The organism is Legionella bozemanae, from assembly GCF_900450575.1.
Lineage (GTDB): Bacteria > Pseudomonadota > Gammaproteobacteria > Legionellales > Legionellaceae > Legionella > Legionella bozemanae.
Window position 1 is genome coordinate 570,980 of the sequence record NZ_UGGY01000001.1, and the last position, 16,405, is coordinate 587,384.

Genomic DNA, 16,405 nt, shown 5'->3' on the forward strand with positions numbered 1-16,405 from the left:
TTAGCCTGTTACAAAAAGAGGTAGTCATTTAGATTTGTTGGTCTAAGGACCTAACCTACATTGTTATACAAAAGACAGGTTGGGTCATTTTGACCCAACAATCGAATATTTTATAGTGTTGGCTCTAAAGACCCTACCTCCCTTGCTGTGGCTGCAGTTTAGAATAAGCAGAAAACTCAATACATATAAGGAAGCAACAAAGTGGAACGAAGTTTTCATCCTCCTGTGTACCAACATTTCAAATATCGTGCCGACATTGATGGCTTAAGAGCTATTGCTGTTTTATCAGTGGTAGTCTTTCATGCTTTTCCTAAATGGATGAAAGGAGGATTTGTTGGCGTAGACATTTTTTTTGTAATTTCCGGCTTTTTGATTTCCACAATCATTTTTGAAGGCCTTGAAAAAAATAGTTTCAGTTTCGTAGATTTTTACAAAAAAAGAATCAAGCGTATATTTCCGGCATTGGTGTTCGTGCTGCTATTTTGCTTAATATTAGGATGGTTCGTCTTATTCCCTCAGGAGTACAAACAGCTGGGGAAGCATGTTATGGGGGGAGCTGGTTTCATCTCTAATTTTTTACTTTGGTTTGAGACTGGGTATTTTGATAATGCAGCTGAAACCAAGCCCTTGTTGCATTTATGGAGTTTAGGTATCGAGGAGCAGTTTTATATTATCTGGCCCTTTCTCATTTGGTTCGTATGGAAAAGAAAATTAAATCTATTTTCTGTAACCGTACTGATAGTCCTTATATCGTTCCTTCTCAACGTAAAAAGAGTTAGCGTAGATGCCACGGCTGCTTTTTATTCACCGCAAACCCGTTTTTGGGAGTTATTATGCGGCAGTTTATTAGCCTATATTACTCTTTATGATATTAAACTATTGAGTAGGGTAAGAAAAAAAACAGATGTTGTACTGACCAAAATTATTTATCAAAATGGAAGGGAGTCTAATGGGGCACTATTAAAAAATATTCTTTCTTTTTCCGGGCTTCTCATTATTATTTGCTCCTTTTTTACCTTTTCAAAAGCTACAGTTTTTCCTGGAGCTTGGGCTCTAATTCCTGTGCTAGGAGCTTTACTTCTTGTGGCTGGGAAAAATTCATGGACAAATCGTGTCATTCTTTCCAATCGTATTTTAGTGTGGTTTGGTTTAATCAGTTATCCACTTTATTTATGGCATTGGCCGTTACTCTCCTTTGTAAAAATTATGGAAGGAGGTTTTCATCATAAAATTTTTCAATGGGTGGCCGTTGGACTCTCTATTGTGTTAGCCTGGATTACTTATAAGTTAATCGAAAGGCCAATACGGCATGGGTTTGGGCAGGATAGAGCTAAAGTAGTTTTTCTTGTAAGTTTCATGTCCATTATGGCGAGTTTCGGTTTCTACATAGAAAAAAATAATGGCCTCGACTTTAGGATTAAAAATCTAAATGATTTAAACAGCTTAAATGCAATCATTAATCTTCCCCTTCTTCCAATAGAGCCAGCTTTTGGATGTGCATTGAAAATTCCTGAGTTTAAGAATTTTAAATTTGCGGGTGATGGTGTTTGTTATTTATCAAAAAATCAAGAACCAGATATTATGTTTCTTGGCGATTCTCATATTTGGCATTATCAGAACGCATTATGGAAGCAATTTCCTTCGCAATCGGTTTTGATGCTTGTATCAAGCTCCTGCCTGCCTTTTTCCAGTAATTACTTTTTAAAGGGCGAGTGCAGGAAAAAATATGATGAAATACTTTCATTTTTGGAAACGAATAAATCCATTAAAACGATAGTTTTAGGCGGCTATTGGGCTTATTTAATGACAGGAGGTTTTGAGAAGGAAGGATCTCACTGGCGCATGGCAAAGGCTTTAGATCCGGAAAGAACTAAAAGTTTTCTAGAAAATGGGCGCTATTTTCTTAGCAAAGCGCTTAAGGGAAACAAGGAGATTGTTTTTATAAAGGATATACCTAGCTTAAATTTCAATATAAAAACGTGTTTTAAATCAAGGCCGCTTCAGCTGCCTCATAAAGGGGGTATTAATAAAGAGTGTTCCATGGATAGAGCAAATTTTGAACAGATAAACAGTAGTTATGACAATGTGGTGAATCAATTGTTAGCAGAATTCCCGCAAGTAAAAATTTATGACCCCAGGCCTTTATTTTGTAAAGGCGCGAAATGTACAGCGCGTGGTGAGGTACTGCCTTATTACTTTAATGGCGATCATTTAAACTATTATGGTGCAAATATTGTTATTGAAGATTTAAAACATAAAGAACATTTAGATCAAAAAACAGACTTGGCCATTATAGAACCTAAGAAAACCAAGGTACAATAGATTGGTGCCACGCGAAACTTACCCCTCCCTACGTACCGCGCATAAAGCGCAGTACGTAGGATGTTGAGTATAGTTCATTTAAAAAACATAAAGTGACATTCAAATTTCGCGTGGTTCTCTCAGGGGCAAGCCGTGGGACGTAGTAAGTAGAATATTTATTGAAAATGGCTCAATACAACAAGCTTTCTTATCAAAAAGATTGATGATACTTCAAGTCTCAAGATCAAATCTACCTTGCTATTTTTTCGTTCTTTTATCAAAGGGAGTTTTGAGAGCAAAAGTTTTCGCTTCTCACGAGCATCACAGTTAATCTTATACAATTGCAACTAATTATATCTACATTAATTACAATTAACACTTTTTGATTTTATTGTGATTAAAAAGTATTGAATAAGTCACAATGATCTAGTAGATTACATTTTAGGTTAAATAATTACTAAAGGAATAAGATTATGCCAACCTATTTTGATCCAATCATGCTGGAAGACACGCTACTGAATGAAGGTACCAATGTTTACTTAGTGAAAATTGGGGATAATAAATTCTGTATTAAGGGAGTATCCTCAGGATTAGAGAAGCTGCCTGGTGATCCCACTACGCACGCTACAGAATATTGGCCCATTTCCATTGACACTTTAATTGGCCTTGCAAGTAATAAGATCCTCTTTGAGGATGATAAATTAACAACCAAACCACTCACAAAAGAACAGGTTAAAGAATTTTTTGCTTTTGATCCTAATGAAGTAGCTCCTCAACAGTTTAACAGTTCCATTAAACAAGAATTAACAGATGAATGGACAGAGGATCTGATTCAAAACACATTCGGCCAATCTGCTCTAAATCCTCACTCATTCTTTTTCCAGCCGATTTTTTTACACGCACATCATGGAAACCATAATCCTGGTGTACAGAATGGTACTAATCCGATAATTCCAGCTATCTTGGTATTCCATTTGATGCCAACGTCGGAAAATAATGAAGAAGGAGCAGTACCATTAGTTTTAAACATGTTGATGTTGATGATGGATACAGAAGCTCACGCAGAAGAAGAAAACGAGCAAAGTAGTTCCAATAATTTAAGCGGAACTTCTTAATCACATGGTTTAGGGTAAAAGGCAGATTGGTTGGTTCAGAATAAGCCAAAAATCTGCTTCACTAAGCGAAAACGCTTTGGGATAATGGGAAAATTATTCTATACTCTTACATAAGTAAAAATGAAAGAGAATAAAAATATGCCACATGGACGATCTGAATTTGAACCAATTGATGATGCGATTATAAAAACTCTAAATTCATTATTAGAGCTTGAGATGGCAGGTGTTGTGCGTTATACCCATTACTCTTTCATGGTTTTTGGTTTTAATCGTATCCCTATCTGTAAATGGATGCGTGATCATGCTCAAGAGAGTTTAAACCATGCTCATTCAATAGGTGAACTTATCACCCATTTTGCCTATCATCCTACGCTTAAGATTGGCAAATTATTAGAGACCCATGAACATAATATTGGCCATATTTTAGAAGAATCTCTTGAGCATGAAAAACAAGGCTTGAATTTGTATTATCAACTATTACAACTCTCAGAGAAAAAATCTGTGCTAGTCGAAGAATTTGCTAGAAACATGATTCTAGAAGAGGAAATGCATATTGGTGAAATACAAAAAATGCTTATGGATCCTAAGACTTTGAGAGATTAAATAATATCCCTAGATTTTTATTGTAGCCTGGGTGCTAGTCCGAAGGATTGTAACCCGAGTTCCACTGCTAATCTCACATTATTATAATTATTGAAATAAAATATGGTGTAGCTTTTTGTATAGGAAAAAAGTAAGCTGCCCATTGTTGACCCAACAACATTTAAATAAACTTAAGCTAATTACTATTCACTGATGCACTAAAGTTTATATAAAAAATTTTGATCAAATACTGATCTAAAATTTTCATCTAATTAGATTTAAAATTTAACTAATTGTATTTTCACTATGACTAAATATAAATTTGAACTTACGGAACAAAACGAAGATATTCAGATATCAGCCAAAGTAAGAGCAACAGGAGTAATACATGGCTATGTTCAAATAAGTTCTTCCATAACCTTGGAAAATAAAAAATTAATAGAAATAGCCCAGCTCTTCGTGAATCAAAATATTAGAGGGTCTGGATTAGGAAGCGAACTTGTATCAAGAGCAATCGAATATGCTCTTAAACAGAATAAAGGCATCCATATGATGATCCAGCCTGGATCGGTAGGGTTTTGGAAGAAATATTTTAATAACCGTTTTGATGGAAGGCGTATGACCTTATTCGGTGGAGAAGCTTTAAATTCAAAACTATCTGACGGAGTAGTATTTGAAATATCTATGATTAGCTTAATTAAAAATTATAAGTTTCCTTTGGATGAAGATTTACGAGCTCCTGGAATCGAGCGAATATGTCGAGAGATAAGTTGGAACATTTTAACTGAATAATTTAAAGTGCTAATTAAATAAGGAAACGGCAGCGAATCCCTACATTTTAATAGAGGGTTCGCTGTTACGTAGATTAAAGCATGTTAGAAATTAAAATAGCTTCTCTCATAGCAGTATAGAGTATGTTTTTTCTCTCTTATCATGACAGTGACAGTTTTTGGCGTTGAGAGAACTTTTACTTTTGTGTAATTTTTTCGAGGCTGCAAACAAGTTCTGTAGCGTCAATGTTTAAGAAATAAAAACCACAGGAGTTACAGTTTCTGGTAAGTAGTACACATTATTACGAAACGCTACATTAGTAAAAGTAGGTATCAAGAGCAATTATGCTATTTAATAATGACATACCTTTAATCAATGATAAGTTTTCCCATACCTCATTTAACGAATGAAATGGCGTATTGTGCAACAAATGCAAGTTGATTACGTAAAGAGAGCTAGAAAATGAAAAATCATACACTTATCCTCAAGTGGGCAACTCATTACCTGCTCTCTAAAGGATATTCGCTACTGCATTCACCTGAAATCATGCTGGAAACCCCTTGGTCCAATGTGATTCGATTTTCAACTTCAAAAGGTTATATTTATTTGAAACAACCAGCACCGTCCATATCTCAAGAGTCAAAGATCATACAACTATTGGCAGATAAATTTCATGCCAGTGTACCTATTGTAATAGCGATTAACGATAAGCTGCATTGTTTTCTGATGAAAGATGCCGGACAATCACTGCGCGAATATCTGAAACACGAATTGCAGACGAACTTATTGTGTCAAGCCATTAAGCAATATACATCAATGCAACGCTCGACAGAGAACCATATAGAATCCCTGCTTGCACTAGGAGTCCCAGATTGGCGATTAGACAAATTATCCAAACTCTATGATCAAATTATCAACCAAGAAGAGTTTTTAAAAGCAGATGGTATGACGGACAAAGAACTACGGTCAGTACATGATTTAAGTCCGCAAATTTCAGCAGAATTCAAATTATTATCCCAATACAATATTCCGGAAACAATAGTTCAATCTGATTTTCACAGCAACAATATTCTGATTAATCCGAGTACCCAAAAATTGACATTCATTGATTTGGGAGAGATAGTGATTACCCATCCATTTTTTTCCTTACATACTTTTCTTCGCCAAGGCATTACCCATCATGGTGTAAAAGAACAGGATCAAACTTACCAGCAACTTCAAGGCAGTTGCTGCGAAAACTGGCTGGATTTAGCGGCTAAAGACAAGCTGTTAGAAGGATTTTTGTTAGCAAAAAAATTATGGCCCATTTATTCCGCACTTGTTCATTATCGAATAATGAATAGCCTCGATCTGCAGGCTTTTAAATCCTTTTATGCTAATAAGCCTAATCACCGACTCGCCAATTTTTTTAGAGAATATACTGAATCCCACTTAAACTTTTAGGCTACCTTAATCTTCTGAGCAAATGAGTTGAGTTATTTTGATCTGACATTAAGATTTTAATCAATTTTTGCTGCAACAGAGATATTTATTTCTATTTCATACTCAAATCCCATTCAGACTGATTTGGCATTTCTTTGAAAATTTTACCTACCAAACAATCCATTTCTACTGATTCCGCTCTTTTTCTAAATAGCATATTAACGAAATCGTCTGCTACCAGCGGCCAATGATCTTCAGGATTGGGCTCGTTACTATTTTCTTTTTGGATAATGTTTTCATTTTCTTTTAATAAGTCATTTACAGCTTTTTCATCGTACGCAACAAGGGCTCCTGAACGAATACTTAAAAAGCCGCCTTTGGGAATTACTTTATATTCCGTATTGTCTGCTATTCGTACATATCTTTTTTTGCCCGCATCATAAGCATACATCTCTTCGGGGAGAGGGTTAGGAATAACAAAAGATTTTAACCCTGCTTTTTTTAATAACATAGTGACTTGAAATAGTTCAAATCCGGAACCACGAATTGCCTCTAATGGTAAATATCCCAATGCTTTTGTTTTTCCAACCTCTGCCAAATCGCTCATTTTCTGATGAGAAAAAAAGTCACTGGTTGTTTGACTTGGTGAAAACAGAGGTTTACTCTGGACAGGTTCTGCATCGTGAGGACTAATAGTTGTTGTTTCACTGGAATCTCTTTTTGACGAAGTGAGTTTTTTTAGGAGCTTTTTGATCGACTTCATAATTAACAATAAGATTTGTATTTATTCAAATTGTAGACAAAAAATCCTGATACTGCAAAGCAAGGAGGTTGACAGCAATCTGCAGAATAATGAGTGAATAGGAATGAGCGATTTAAATGGGATATCCCTCTGCTATTATTTGCGAATATCGTTAATGAGGCTAATCTATAAATAGAAGGAAAAAAGGAGCAAATATTGGAGGGAAACACATGAAAAAATTATTAATATCTTCCTTACTCACTGTATGGAGTATGGCCGCCATGGCTGATAGTGCCATCATAACAAAAACCCAAACATGGAAAAGCATTCCCATTACAGTAAATGCCGAAAAACACATTTATACTGTTAATGAGGGAGATGTACCTCTACCAGGGAGCGAATTTTATTATACTTATTCTGGTTATCGATGTATAACAGAGAAAACAAATATTGTTGGTGTAAATGCAGTTGTATATCATGCAGGCGTCACTGGCGGAAGTGATATATATTGTTACCCCGAATAATGGCAAGCAGGCAGATGACTTGCAATCACGCGTTACTAGAGCGAAACAAAATATTGTGAGAATGAATGCAGTTGTATTTCATATAATGCATCTGTCTCATTTTGATTTAAGCCAAGTTGGACTATGGTGACTTAATGTTTTAATTAAAGTAGATAATTATTTACGCATTTTTTTAGTCATATAATGACTGAGAAATAATTCCAAAAAGCCGATGAGGCTCTTTGTTTTTTCCGGTTTTTTTAACTTAAGACGCATCATAAGCTGTGTGAAAATAAATTGGACTAGTTTAAGACGAAAGTAATTTAAAAGTAATCGATAAAACATTAAAATTCCTAGTGTAGAACAACTATTGTAATTATAGTCTATTTAAAGTGGAGCGGATGTCGAAAACGCTCCCTTTCTTTAAGATGAGCAATATCAGCAACGAGTATCGTAGCTTGAGTTGCTTGTGAGTAGGATTTTCTAGAATACGCATCTCAATAAGTTCTGGCTGCAAGCACATTTTTAAGGGGCCCAAAAACCCTCAGACCAGCTATTCAAAATAGTTTGAGTTCAACTAAGTATATGACCAGAGAATAAAGTACACAAATGACCAAAAATACGATGAATAAAGTCATTAAGATAGATTTAATATTAATGCAAATTTTTGGTCTTAGGAAAAAGGAATATGCACCAAAGAAACCGCAAGTGGCACCGAGCAGGGCACCTCCTATTACATCAGTTAGCCAATGCACTTCCAGGATTAAACGGGCAATTGCTTCGAGTATAATTAGAAGACATGCACAGATTATCACAAGCCAACGATAAGATATTTGTGGAATAATAAGTGCAGACAGAAAAGTAACATAGGCTGAGCATAAAGTTACATGCCTACTAGGGAATGCATAGCTTGGTAACGTACTCGTTGATATTTCGGGTCTGGGATAATCTATAGCATTTTTTAGAACGTGTGCTAGCAGGGCTGCAATTAAAACGACACCAATTAAATGTAAAGCAAGCCACTGCTCCTTTTTTCCAAAAAGCATAACACTTGTAATGACAAAAGTAGGTATAACAATATGTTTATCGCCAAATAATGAGAAAAAAATACTTATCCAATATAAATAATCATTTTGTAATTTTTTGATTAATAAATATAAGTCAATGTTAATAGATAAATAGGGGCTTTGAAGAAAAAGTGCCCTCACGAGTAAAAAAAATAAAAAAATGCATATGAAGGCGCTGATTAATAAATAGAATTTATTATTTTTTATTTTATCTAATTCCATTTTTTTTCCTAAAAAAGGTGCGTATTTTGTAATTTCCTTTTACTTTAATATTCAGAGACGTTTTTACCAGCAGGAAGTATTTAATTTTTTATCTGGTTTTTCCCGCTTTTAAAAAGTATAGCTAAAGAAATTCCCTAAAAAATCTGATAGATATAAAATTGATAATTAATTTAATTGCTGAGCCAAGCGTTTTGAATCATACAGGTTGATTGTTGTTTGGAAATGGGGATTATTCTAAAGAAGCCACATGCAGGATTTTAAGGTTAGGTAATCAAATGGTGAAATCAGACAGGCAGCCCGTCTGCAAGCAAACAGGCTGCGTTTTCCATTGAGGTGAAAGCTTAAGGCTTTTGCCAAATTGGAGCGCCGGTATGTCTGTTAAGACAGGTAATATAAGTTTTTGTCCCTTTACGGTCTTTAGAAAAAATAAAAACAAAATCACCTGCAATTTGCCATGATAATATTTTCGCATGGAAGGGGGCATTCCATAAACGAACTCCAGCATAGGTGTAGGCAGTGACGTGATCCTCACTATCAAAAGTTGAAATAGCCATTACCGAATCAGGAGTGAGCTTCATTCGTTCTTGTTGGAAATCATAATCCTCTATCGGAGCAGCCGCTGCGTGAGTGATTAGCGTGGTGGAAAATAACAAGCCAAGGAACATCATTCGAAACAATTTCATATTAAAAACCTCTTGGGTGTGAATGAAAATAAGCCCTCTACGGTCAACTTTCCCACAGGGCGTATAGGACAATTCGATTCAATTCGAGTATCGTAAGAATCCCAGCGGACAATACAATTATTCTGCATTTTTGTAAACAGCTTGAGATTGCTGATAATTCAGTTGCTTGCAAAAAGAATGGATCTGATAAATTTTGAAATGTTTTGCTTCTAGGTATAGGGTTGCTTTGAACTACGGTTTGAGCTAATTGACGTTTGTATCAATTTATAATAGCGTATTCAAGTTGTATGACCTAAGGGATCAGATAGTTACGAATAATTACGCGCTCACCTAAAATATTCTTTATTAGTTTTGCATTCCCAGGTGTTTATTCTGCAGGAGCCAGGCAGGGGTAATGTAGGTCCTTCTTTAGCTATTCAATACCTTAATCATTTAACTACAATTAATGCAGGGGTTTGGGTTCGCGGTACCAATCAAGTTTATTCCCAATGGGAATCACTAGCAGGACCAAACTGGTCAGTGGCAAATATTCAGAATACCTATGTTGAATTAGAACGTTATATGGGGCTAACGCCGAATCCTGCTGCCCGAGGATTTAGCGGGCCACTCCCGATTCGCCAAGAAACTGCTCCTACACAAGTATCACTTAAATTGTCACAAGCAATCATGAATGCTACCCATGTGGGATTTGTTCCGGATTATAATGATCCCAATGCCCCTATAGGGGTTTCTCCTCAATTGCAATACACACAAATGGATCCCGATGGTGTTTTTCGAGCAAGTAGCGCGATTGTTTTTTTAAACAATAATGTCATGGATCATAATGGCAATGGAGCTAATGGGCGTAAATTGCGCGTCCTATTTAATGCTACTGCAGATAAGGTGATTTGGAGCGGTAATAAGGCAGTAGGCGTGAATTATTTCCAAAACGGTACTGCCAAAAAACTTTATGCAGCCAAAGGAATTATTGTAAGCGCCGGGATTAAAAGCAGTGCATTTTTAATGCGTTCTGGAGTAGGAGCAGCGCCTTTATTACAGGCACTCAACATCCCTGTAGTCTATAATAACCCTAATGTAGGTCAGGGATTGGCTGATCAACCGCATGTCATACTGATTTATACTTCTAATCCCAATGATACGCCTTCATCGCTCGTGCTGCAGATTGCAGGCAATATTATCTCTGCTTTAGCAAATACTCCTATTGGTCAACAATTTATTAAATATATTGGTACTCATGTGAATGCGCCAAATGGCTTATTTTCGCAAATTGCAATGTTGCCGGATCCGAGTGGAGCGAATCCTGGGGTACGTGCTGTGCGATTTGCCTCAATTAATCCGATTTCAGGCATCACTGTTGTCTTATTAGATTTGGTACAACCTGCGAGTGCTGGTTTTATTATGATTAAAAGCAGTGATCCTTTTGTAGAACCCAATATGGATTTGGGCGAGTTTAAACAGCAATCTGATCTAACGCTTTATATCAATACACTGCAAATTTACATTAAGAATATCAATACCCAATTACAAGCTATTGATCCGAGCTATCAGATGATTTTTCCTGACCCATCAGTACTTGATGATGTGTCACAACTTACTGATTTTATAAAGCAAGAAGTGGGTAGTAACATGGTTTTTCAAAGCCATTGCCGTATGGCGCCCTTAAATCAAGGGGGTGTTGTGGATGGTACAGGGCATGTATATGGAGTACAGCATCTCATTGTAGCGGATGCATCTATTGCTCCTGTGCCAATGGATGGTACTCCTATGGCCACGGCTTATTTGATTGGAGCAAAGATAGCGGATATTTTGCAGGAACAATAAGATTGGAGACGAAAAATACAGGTCGGGCCTTGGCCCGACAATTCGGTGGTTAAATAAAAAATTTGTTTTCGATAATTATACGCATTCAATTAAAATTCGCTTTTGGGACCTTTAAAATCTTCTTCCGCCCTATGTTCTTCCATAATCATACCTAATGCTTTTTTATGTTCAACAAAGTTCTCTTTAAATGTTTTTAGCTCAGTATTAGTTGCTGCTAAGGTATTATCGGTTTTTTTTATCATCTCCGCTTTGTAATTTTTAAAGAAATTTTTCACCCAAGCGATAAAGCCTAACTCGAGTAAACCGGGGCGGTTATTTTCAATGGCTTTAATATTATTTTCTAAATAGGCTAGTGTCTCGTCTGGTGTCCTTAAATTAGAAGTTGTAACCGCGATAAGCATATTTTCAGCAGCAATTTTACGAGCCTCATAAGCTTTTAACAATATTGAATGTTTATGAGGACGGTTGTTTTCTAAAAAGTCTAAATAGGATGTAATTTGTTGATGTATACTTTGAAAAGATTCTTCAACAGGTACTCCTTCTAAAGCAGTTTTTACTGATTGTGCTGAAATTTGCCCATGCGTTTCCGGGCGGCTTAAAAGCGAAAGTTGATCTTCTACCTCAAGTTTACGATTCCAGATCTCCCTTCTTGATTTTTCTAATTCCTTTATGCGGGCTTGCCTTTCACCTCCTGGCTCCAGTTGCTCAGCTTCTAATCGTTTTGTCTCCTGATCAATAGCTTTTATATCAGCCTCTATACTATCGAGGTAATCACTAAGTAGTTTGCCCATGTCACGTATTTGTTCAACATTTCTTTTTATTAAATGATCCACAGCATAAGCAAATACCTTCTGGCAAGACTTTTCTTTTTCAATCAAAATTTCCATTTCTGGGCTCTTATCTATTATAGTTGTTCTGGCAACCTCTTTGGCTGCTTCTTTTTTTGGATTTACAGGCCTTGCAATTGCTTGAGCAATCTCATCCCTTACCATTTGGCGAATTTCTTGTGGTGATTTACCTTGATTACCTTCTTGCTGCATTAACCATGCTTCATGGCTTAATAGCGTTGAGACGGCAGACATAATTTGAGTCAAATAATATTGCTGTTCCGCAGTTTCATGTGCATTTAAGGAAAAGATTCCATGCTGAATCTTTACGATGTCATTAAAAGTAAGGTCCGTTTCTGCAAGTAAACTTGCCATTAAAGGAGTAACGTCGTCACCTCCCAAGATCTCGTCATTATTTAAAGGCATATACCTGTCATAGACTAACTGCCCTAAACCTAAGGCCAATAAGTATTTGCCCTTTCTTATGGCATCAATATAATCTTGTGGTTTTGGCATATCTGATCTCCAAAAAGACACATGATCTAATTATAGAGCACTCCAATAGATTGGTGTGTTGTGATGCTGGAATTGCTAAAGTTTAAAGGACACGAATGGTAAGGCAGGTAGGTTGGGGCATTTTGCCCAACCATTTAAACACAATCACCATATTAAATCAGAGGTATCGATGAATTGGATGTGTAAATGAGATTTTAAAATTATCGACTCATAATTACTCAATCCTATGCTTGCTATATTGAACTTAATTTCATTGATTCTAAAGTGGGTTCTTTCAATTTCACTTCTTCTTTCTTTAAATTTGAGAGTTGCTTTCTTAATTCATCTTGTTCCACTTTATTTTTCCAAATTAGGAGATGAGTTTTTTTAGATATTTCTGTTGTAATAGTATTAATTTGTTTCGGAGTAAGTTCTTGCGTATGATTATAGTAAGCATAAAGTTGAGCACATATCTCCTCAATTTTTTTCTCTTCACTTAGGTCCTCACTCTCAGGCTTTAAGTGAAAATCAATCACACAACATAATGTGGTGCGTACATTATTCATATGGAACCAGGACAAAAATGCACGATAATAAGCACTATTGCGAACAAATACAGGAATGATTGGATTTTGTAAACTCCAGAAACCATCAAGCCTAAGAACATGAATGGGTGTTTTATTCATCAATGCAAGCTTGGCTACCCCGGTGTAGACTCTAGGAGGTTCTTGATCTAATCGTGCAAAATTACCTTGAGGGAATAGTGCGACACAGCCATGTTCACTCAGTGCTTTACTCGCTTGTTCTAACGCGCCAGCATTAGCAGAGCGCCCATTACCACTTTTAGTTGCAGTTGCTTCGACCGGTATCGTTTTAAACATCTTCAGAAAAGAGGAAACACCAGGTATAGAATTAAAAGCAGTTGTGGCGAAAAATTGAGGGGGCGTGCCCTTCATTTTTGAGGCAACGACAATTGCTTCCCAGCCCGTTCGATGCGGGCCTACTGCAATGAGTTTATTTTCTGTTGGTGCGTTAGTAATCTCTAAATCACCACTTTTTGTGTGCATTATTCGGGTCATAAGCAACAAAAGACCGGCTATTATACGGGCAAAACGATTTTCATAGTTAAGTTGATTGTTAGACTCAGCGAATCGTGCAATGGCATACGTCGCTACAGCAAGACCGGCTAGTAGGAACAATATATTATAAGCACTCGCTATAGACTCATCGTAATTATTATGTGGCTCTATATGGGAATACATGTGAATTACTCCTTGTAAAGACTAGAGATATTAAGAGCTAGCCATCCAAAATCTGTTATAGTACCTTTAAAATTGATGTTGTCAATTAAATGCCCAAAAAATAAAGCTGGGTTTTAGGTTGAGTCATCTTGACCCAACACTATTTATATCCCTATCCTGTTGTCAACATACCACAAGAAATGCCTGTGACAGTTTTCCTTAAAAGAGGTAAATCCTTCCTTTTCATGGCCTCAATCTGTATGAGATTCAAAGGATGAATTAGGGTTGATCTTAATTGAATACTTTCCCCAAGCCAGGGTTGATGAAAACAAAAATTTTTCTCACCTGTTATTTGATAGAAGAATAGGATGGTTGACTCGAGTTCTGCTTGAAAAGGCTCGAGAGACTCCTTGGAGCCAGTCAACTGGTACAAGTACTGTTCCCAGATGGGGAGGTATACTTTAGAAAGGGTTACGCCTAATTGTTTTACGAAGGACGCAAAAAGAGCATTTTCCTTGTAGAGACCTTGAAGCCTATTTTTTCCAAGATCATCCAGCTCTAACCAAGTGGAACCAACCCCCCACCAAGTGGGGAAAAGAAGTCGTGTTTGCGTCCAGCATAGGATCCATGGGATGGCCCGCAGCTTTCTTTGATCTGACCCTGATTTTCGTTTGGTCGGACGAGAGCCAATCTTCAGCTCTGTTAAAAAATGATAGGGCGAAGCTTGTTCAATTGTGGACCAAAACCATTCGCTTTGAATAAGCGTCTTATATTTCTGGCTGACCTTTGTAGAAAATAATAGCAGTTCCTCAGGATAATCATCGTCTGTGTTTTTATCTTTTTGTGAGTAGATATCAAGGAGTTTGTCAATCTGGCTTTTGAGTATGGAGCTTGAACCAAAGAGTCTTGCGACCATTTCTCCCTGGACAGTCACTTTATAATTAGCCATCATTTCCTTGGACCAGGAAGCGATTTGTTCTTTGATATCCCCACCCCCTCGCTCAATACTGCCGCCTGATCCATGAAAAAAGATGGGCCTAAGGTTCTTATTTTCGAGCGTAGATTGAATACTTCTTAAGCTTTTCGCAATCATGAGTCGAGAAGGTAATACGCCATTTTCTTTAGACGAGTCGGAATAGCCTAACATGACTTCATAGTTCCCATCCCATTGGTGAAGATGCTTTTGTCTAATGTCTTCTGTGATTGAATTATTTAAAATAGTATCAGCACTGGTAAGAGCACGTTGATTTTCAAACAAGGGCACAACAGGTAGGGCATAGCTTCTAAAAACTTGTTTCACAAGGTTAATTCCATTTTTTATATCCTCAGCAGATTCAACCATGCTGAGGATAAAACCTCGTATATAGTTTTTGGGATCAGTCCCATGGGTTATAGAATAGACGCGCTCAAGCATTCTGATGATGGTTGTTTTTTTGATGCTGGTTAGACTCTCTTTTACAACAGCTGAATCTTCCCGGAGCTCTAGAGGTATGACTAGAGCGGGATAGAGCTGAAAAATGGTGGCAATTATGGCAAATTGTTCGGGTCTGAATTTTAAAAACTTTAGGACATTTGTTTGTAGCCCGGTTAATTCTTTTTGGAATGCAGAGATTCTTTCATGATCCCTTGGTTGTATTTTCTTAAGATCGTGCCCTTTTTTAATAAGCTGTTTGATCTGATTTGCCAATGCTTTGTTTTTATTTAATGCGGTTGAGAGTTTGATAATTTCTAGTACTTCTTTTAGGTATTCCTGGATATAGGCAATAAAAAAGGATCGAGAAAGCTCAAGACTTTTAATCATAATTTTTTCATTAACACCAGAGTGCCCGTCTTTATCGCCTCCTACCCAAGTACGTAATTGAATGGGAATGCCTTTGCTTAAAAGGGAATGATAAAGTTTGATGTTGAGTGGATCGAGTGCATATTGATAGATGTAGTGAGCTTCATCTTCTACACTTGGTTTTTTTTGATAGGAAATATTAATCTGCAGCGAGATTTTAAGCATTTGATCAAGATGAGATTCATTCAGCAGATAGGGGGATTTTAGAGTCTCGACAAGATAGTCACGAATTGTTTTAAACAGCGTTAAAAATTCATTGGTACGAGCTTCTGTTGGATGCGCTGTTAAGACATAATGAATTCCCTGAGGCCTGTCAGAGTAGACTTTTTCTTCTCTTTGGTTGATACGAAAAATACGGTAGGCACTTTCACAGGCATTAATGAGTTCCATGATGAGAGAAAACCCATGGGCAATTTGATAAAGTTGATTTCTATCAAGCTTGGAAAGCTCAACGTGCAGACTAAGAAGCGCATTTTTCAGTACAGACGGTTCACTCCCAATTGTGTCTTGCATGGATAGCCGAATTTGCTCAATTCGTTCATATGTTTCTTTTCCATAGACTTCTGCAATGGCTTTCCCTAAACGAGTAAGGGACCAGGAAACCATACGGCTGAGTTCTCTTGGCAGATGGGAGACATTTTGTTTCATCAAAACTCCGATTTCTAAAGGGGTGTCCGTAAGGCCCGTTCCTGCGGCGCGCCTTACGCTTGTGATCTAAACCCCGATTGAATAGACTTTTCTATACGAACTTCTCAACTTATTCTCAAACGATT

14 protein-coding genes are annotated in these 16,405 nt (G+C 36.9%); 7 read left to right on the top strand and 7 right to left on the bottom strand.

The features are described from left to right. Window positions 1-201: 201 nt before the first annotated feature. The 5 genes from DY223_RS02475 (at window position 202) to DY223_RS02500 (ending at window position 6,212) form a co-directional block, all read left to right on the top strand. Complete coding sequence (locus DY223_RS02475) at window positions 202-2,322, top strand: acyltransferase family protein (protein WP_115684264.1); 2,121 nt, start codon at window positions 202-204, stop codon at window positions 2,320-2,322. 452 nt (window positions 2,323-2,774) lie between these two features. Beyond that, window positions 2,775-3,416 (top strand): hypothetical protein, encoded by a 642-nt coding sequence (locus tag DY223_RS02480; protein ID WP_058457889.1) that lies wholly within the window; start codon window positions 2,775-2,777, stop codon window positions 3,414-3,416. Window positions 3,417-3,554: 138 nt separating this feature from the next. Continuing rightward, a complete protein-coding gene (locus DY223_RS02485; RefSeq protein ID WP_058457890.1) occupies window positions 3,555-4,019 on the top strand; it encodes a ferritin-like domain-containing protein in 465 nt (154 codons plus the stop codon). Window positions 4,020-4,304: 285 nt separating this feature from the next. Further along, a complete protein-coding gene (locus DY223_RS02490; protein ID WP_058457891.1) occupies window positions 4,305-4,790 on the top strand; it encodes a GNAT family N-acetyltransferase in 486 nt (161 codons plus the stop codon). Window positions 4,791-5,231: 441 nt separating this feature from the next. Further along, entirely contained in the window at window positions 5,232-6,212 is a 981-nt protein-coding gene (locus tag DY223_RS02500) for a phosphotransferase (protein WP_058457892.1), read from the top strand. Window positions 6,213-6,303: 91 nt separating this feature from the next. Here DY223_RS02500 and DY223_RS02505 read toward each other — a convergent pair whose 3' ends face one another. After that, window positions 6,304-6,954, bottom strand: a complete 651-nt coding sequence (locus tag DY223_RS02505) for a hypothetical protein (RefSeq protein ID WP_058458093.1) — start codon at window positions 6,952-6,954, stop codon at window positions 6,304-6,306. A 209-nt stretch (window positions 6,955-7,163) separates the two neighbouring features. Between DY223_RS02505 and DY223_RS02510 the strand changes: the two genes are divergently transcribed. Further along, on the top strand, window positions 7,164-7,457 hold the full coding sequence (locus DY223_RS02510; protein ID WP_058457893.1) for a hypothetical protein: 294 nt from the start codon (window positions 7,164-7,166) through the stop codon (window positions 7,455-7,457). 156 nt (window positions 7,458-7,613) lie between these two features. Here the strand turns inward: DY223_RS02510 and DY223_RS19025 are convergent, their stop codons facing one another. From DY223_RS19025 to DY223_RS02520, 3 genes are all read right to left on the bottom strand, one after another. Beyond that, window positions 7,614-7,781, bottom strand: a complete 168-nt coding sequence (locus DY223_RS19025; protein ID WP_160116264.1) for a hypothetical protein — start codon at window positions 7,779-7,781, stop codon at window positions 7,614-7,616. A gap of 212 nt (window positions 7,782-7,993) precedes the next feature. Further along, a complete protein-coding gene (locus tag DY223_RS02515; RefSeq protein ID WP_058457894.1) occupies window positions 7,994-8,725 on the bottom strand; it encodes a phosphatase PAP2 family protein in 732 nt (243 codons plus the stop codon). A 341-nt stretch (window positions 8,726-9,066) separates the two neighbouring features. Further along, entirely contained in the window at window positions 9,067-9,408 is a 342-nt protein-coding gene (locus DY223_RS02520; RefSeq protein WP_058457895.1) for a hypothetical protein, read from the bottom strand. Between the two features lie 363 nt (window positions 9,409-9,771). Here DY223_RS02520 and DY223_RS02525 point away from each other — a divergent pair, with 363 nt between their 5' ends. Further along, on the top strand, window positions 9,772-11,229 hold the full coding sequence (locus tag DY223_RS02525) for a GMC oxidoreductase (protein WP_058457896.1): 1,458 nt from the start codon (window positions 9,772-9,774) through the stop codon (window positions 11,227-11,229). 89 nt (window positions 11,230-11,318) lie between these two features. Here the strand turns inward: DY223_RS02525 and DY223_RS02530 are convergent, their stop codons facing one another. From DY223_RS02530 to DY223_RS02540, 3 genes are all read right to left on the bottom strand, one after another. Continuing rightward, window positions 11,319-12,572, bottom strand: coding sequence for a hypothetical protein (locus DY223_RS02530; protein WP_058457897.1), 1,254 nt, complete (start codon window positions 12,570-12,572; stop codon window positions 11,319-11,321). A 233-nt stretch (window positions 12,573-12,805) separates the two neighbouring features. After that, window positions 12,806-13,813, bottom strand: a complete 1,008-nt coding sequence (locus DY223_RS02535; protein ID WP_058457898.1) for a lysophospholipid acyltransferase family protein — start codon at window positions 13,811-13,813, stop codon at window positions 12,806-12,808. A 151-nt stretch (window positions 13,814-13,964) separates the two neighbouring features. After that, window positions 13,965-16,280 carry a phosphoenolpyruvate carboxylase gene (locus tag DY223_RS02540; RefSeq protein ID WP_058457899.1) on the bottom strand — a complete coding sequence of 772 codons (2,316 nt, stop codon included), beginning with the start codon at window positions 16,278-16,280 and terminating at the stop codon, window positions 13,965-13,967. Window positions 16,281-16,405: the final 125 nt, after the last annotated feature.

Coding starts and splice junctions, on each gene's coding strand:
- DY223_RS02480 (WP_058457889.1), top strand. CDS start 2,775: ATGCCAACCTATTTTGATCCAATCATGCTGGAAGACACGCTACTGAAT.
- DY223_RS02485 (WP_058457890.1), top strand. CDS start 3,555: ATGCCACATGGACGATCTGAATTTGAACCAATTGATGATGCGATTATA.
- DY223_RS02490 (WP_058457891.1), top strand. CDS start 4,305: ATGACTAAATATAAATTTGAACTTACGGAACAAAACGAAGATATTCAG.
- DY223_RS02500 (WP_058457892.1), top strand. CDS start 5,232: ATGAAAAATCATACACTTATCCTCAAGTGGGCAACTCATTACCTGCTC.
- DY223_RS02505 (WP_058458093.1), bottom strand. CDS start 6,954: ATGAAGTCGATCAAAAAGCTCCTAAAAAAACTCACTTCGTCAAAAAGA.
- DY223_RS02510 (WP_058457893.1), top strand. CDS start 7,164: ATGAAAAAATTATTAATATCTTCCTTACTCACTGTATGGAGTATGGCC.
- DY223_RS19025 (WP_160116264.1), bottom strand. CDS start 7,781: ATGTTTTATCGATTACTTTTAAATTACTTTCGTCTTAAACTAGTCCAA.
- DY223_RS02515 (WP_058457894.1), bottom strand. CDS start 8,725: ATGGAATTAGATAAAATAAAAAATAATAAATTCTATTTATTAATCAGC.
- DY223_RS02520 (WP_058457895.1), bottom strand. CDS start 9,408: ATGAAATTGTTTCGAATGATGTTCCTTGGCTTGTTATTTTCCACCACG.
- DY223_RS02530 (WP_058457897.1), bottom strand. CDS start 12,572: ATGCCAAAACCACAAGATTATATTGATGCCATAAGAAAGGGCAAATAC.
- DY223_RS02535 (WP_058457898.1), bottom strand. CDS start 13,813: ATGTATTCCCATATAGAGCCACATAATAATTACGATGAGTCTATAGCG.
- DY223_RS02540 (WP_058457899.1), bottom strand. CDS start 16,280: ATGAAACAAAATGTCTCCCATCTGCCAAGAGAACTCAGCCGTATGGTT.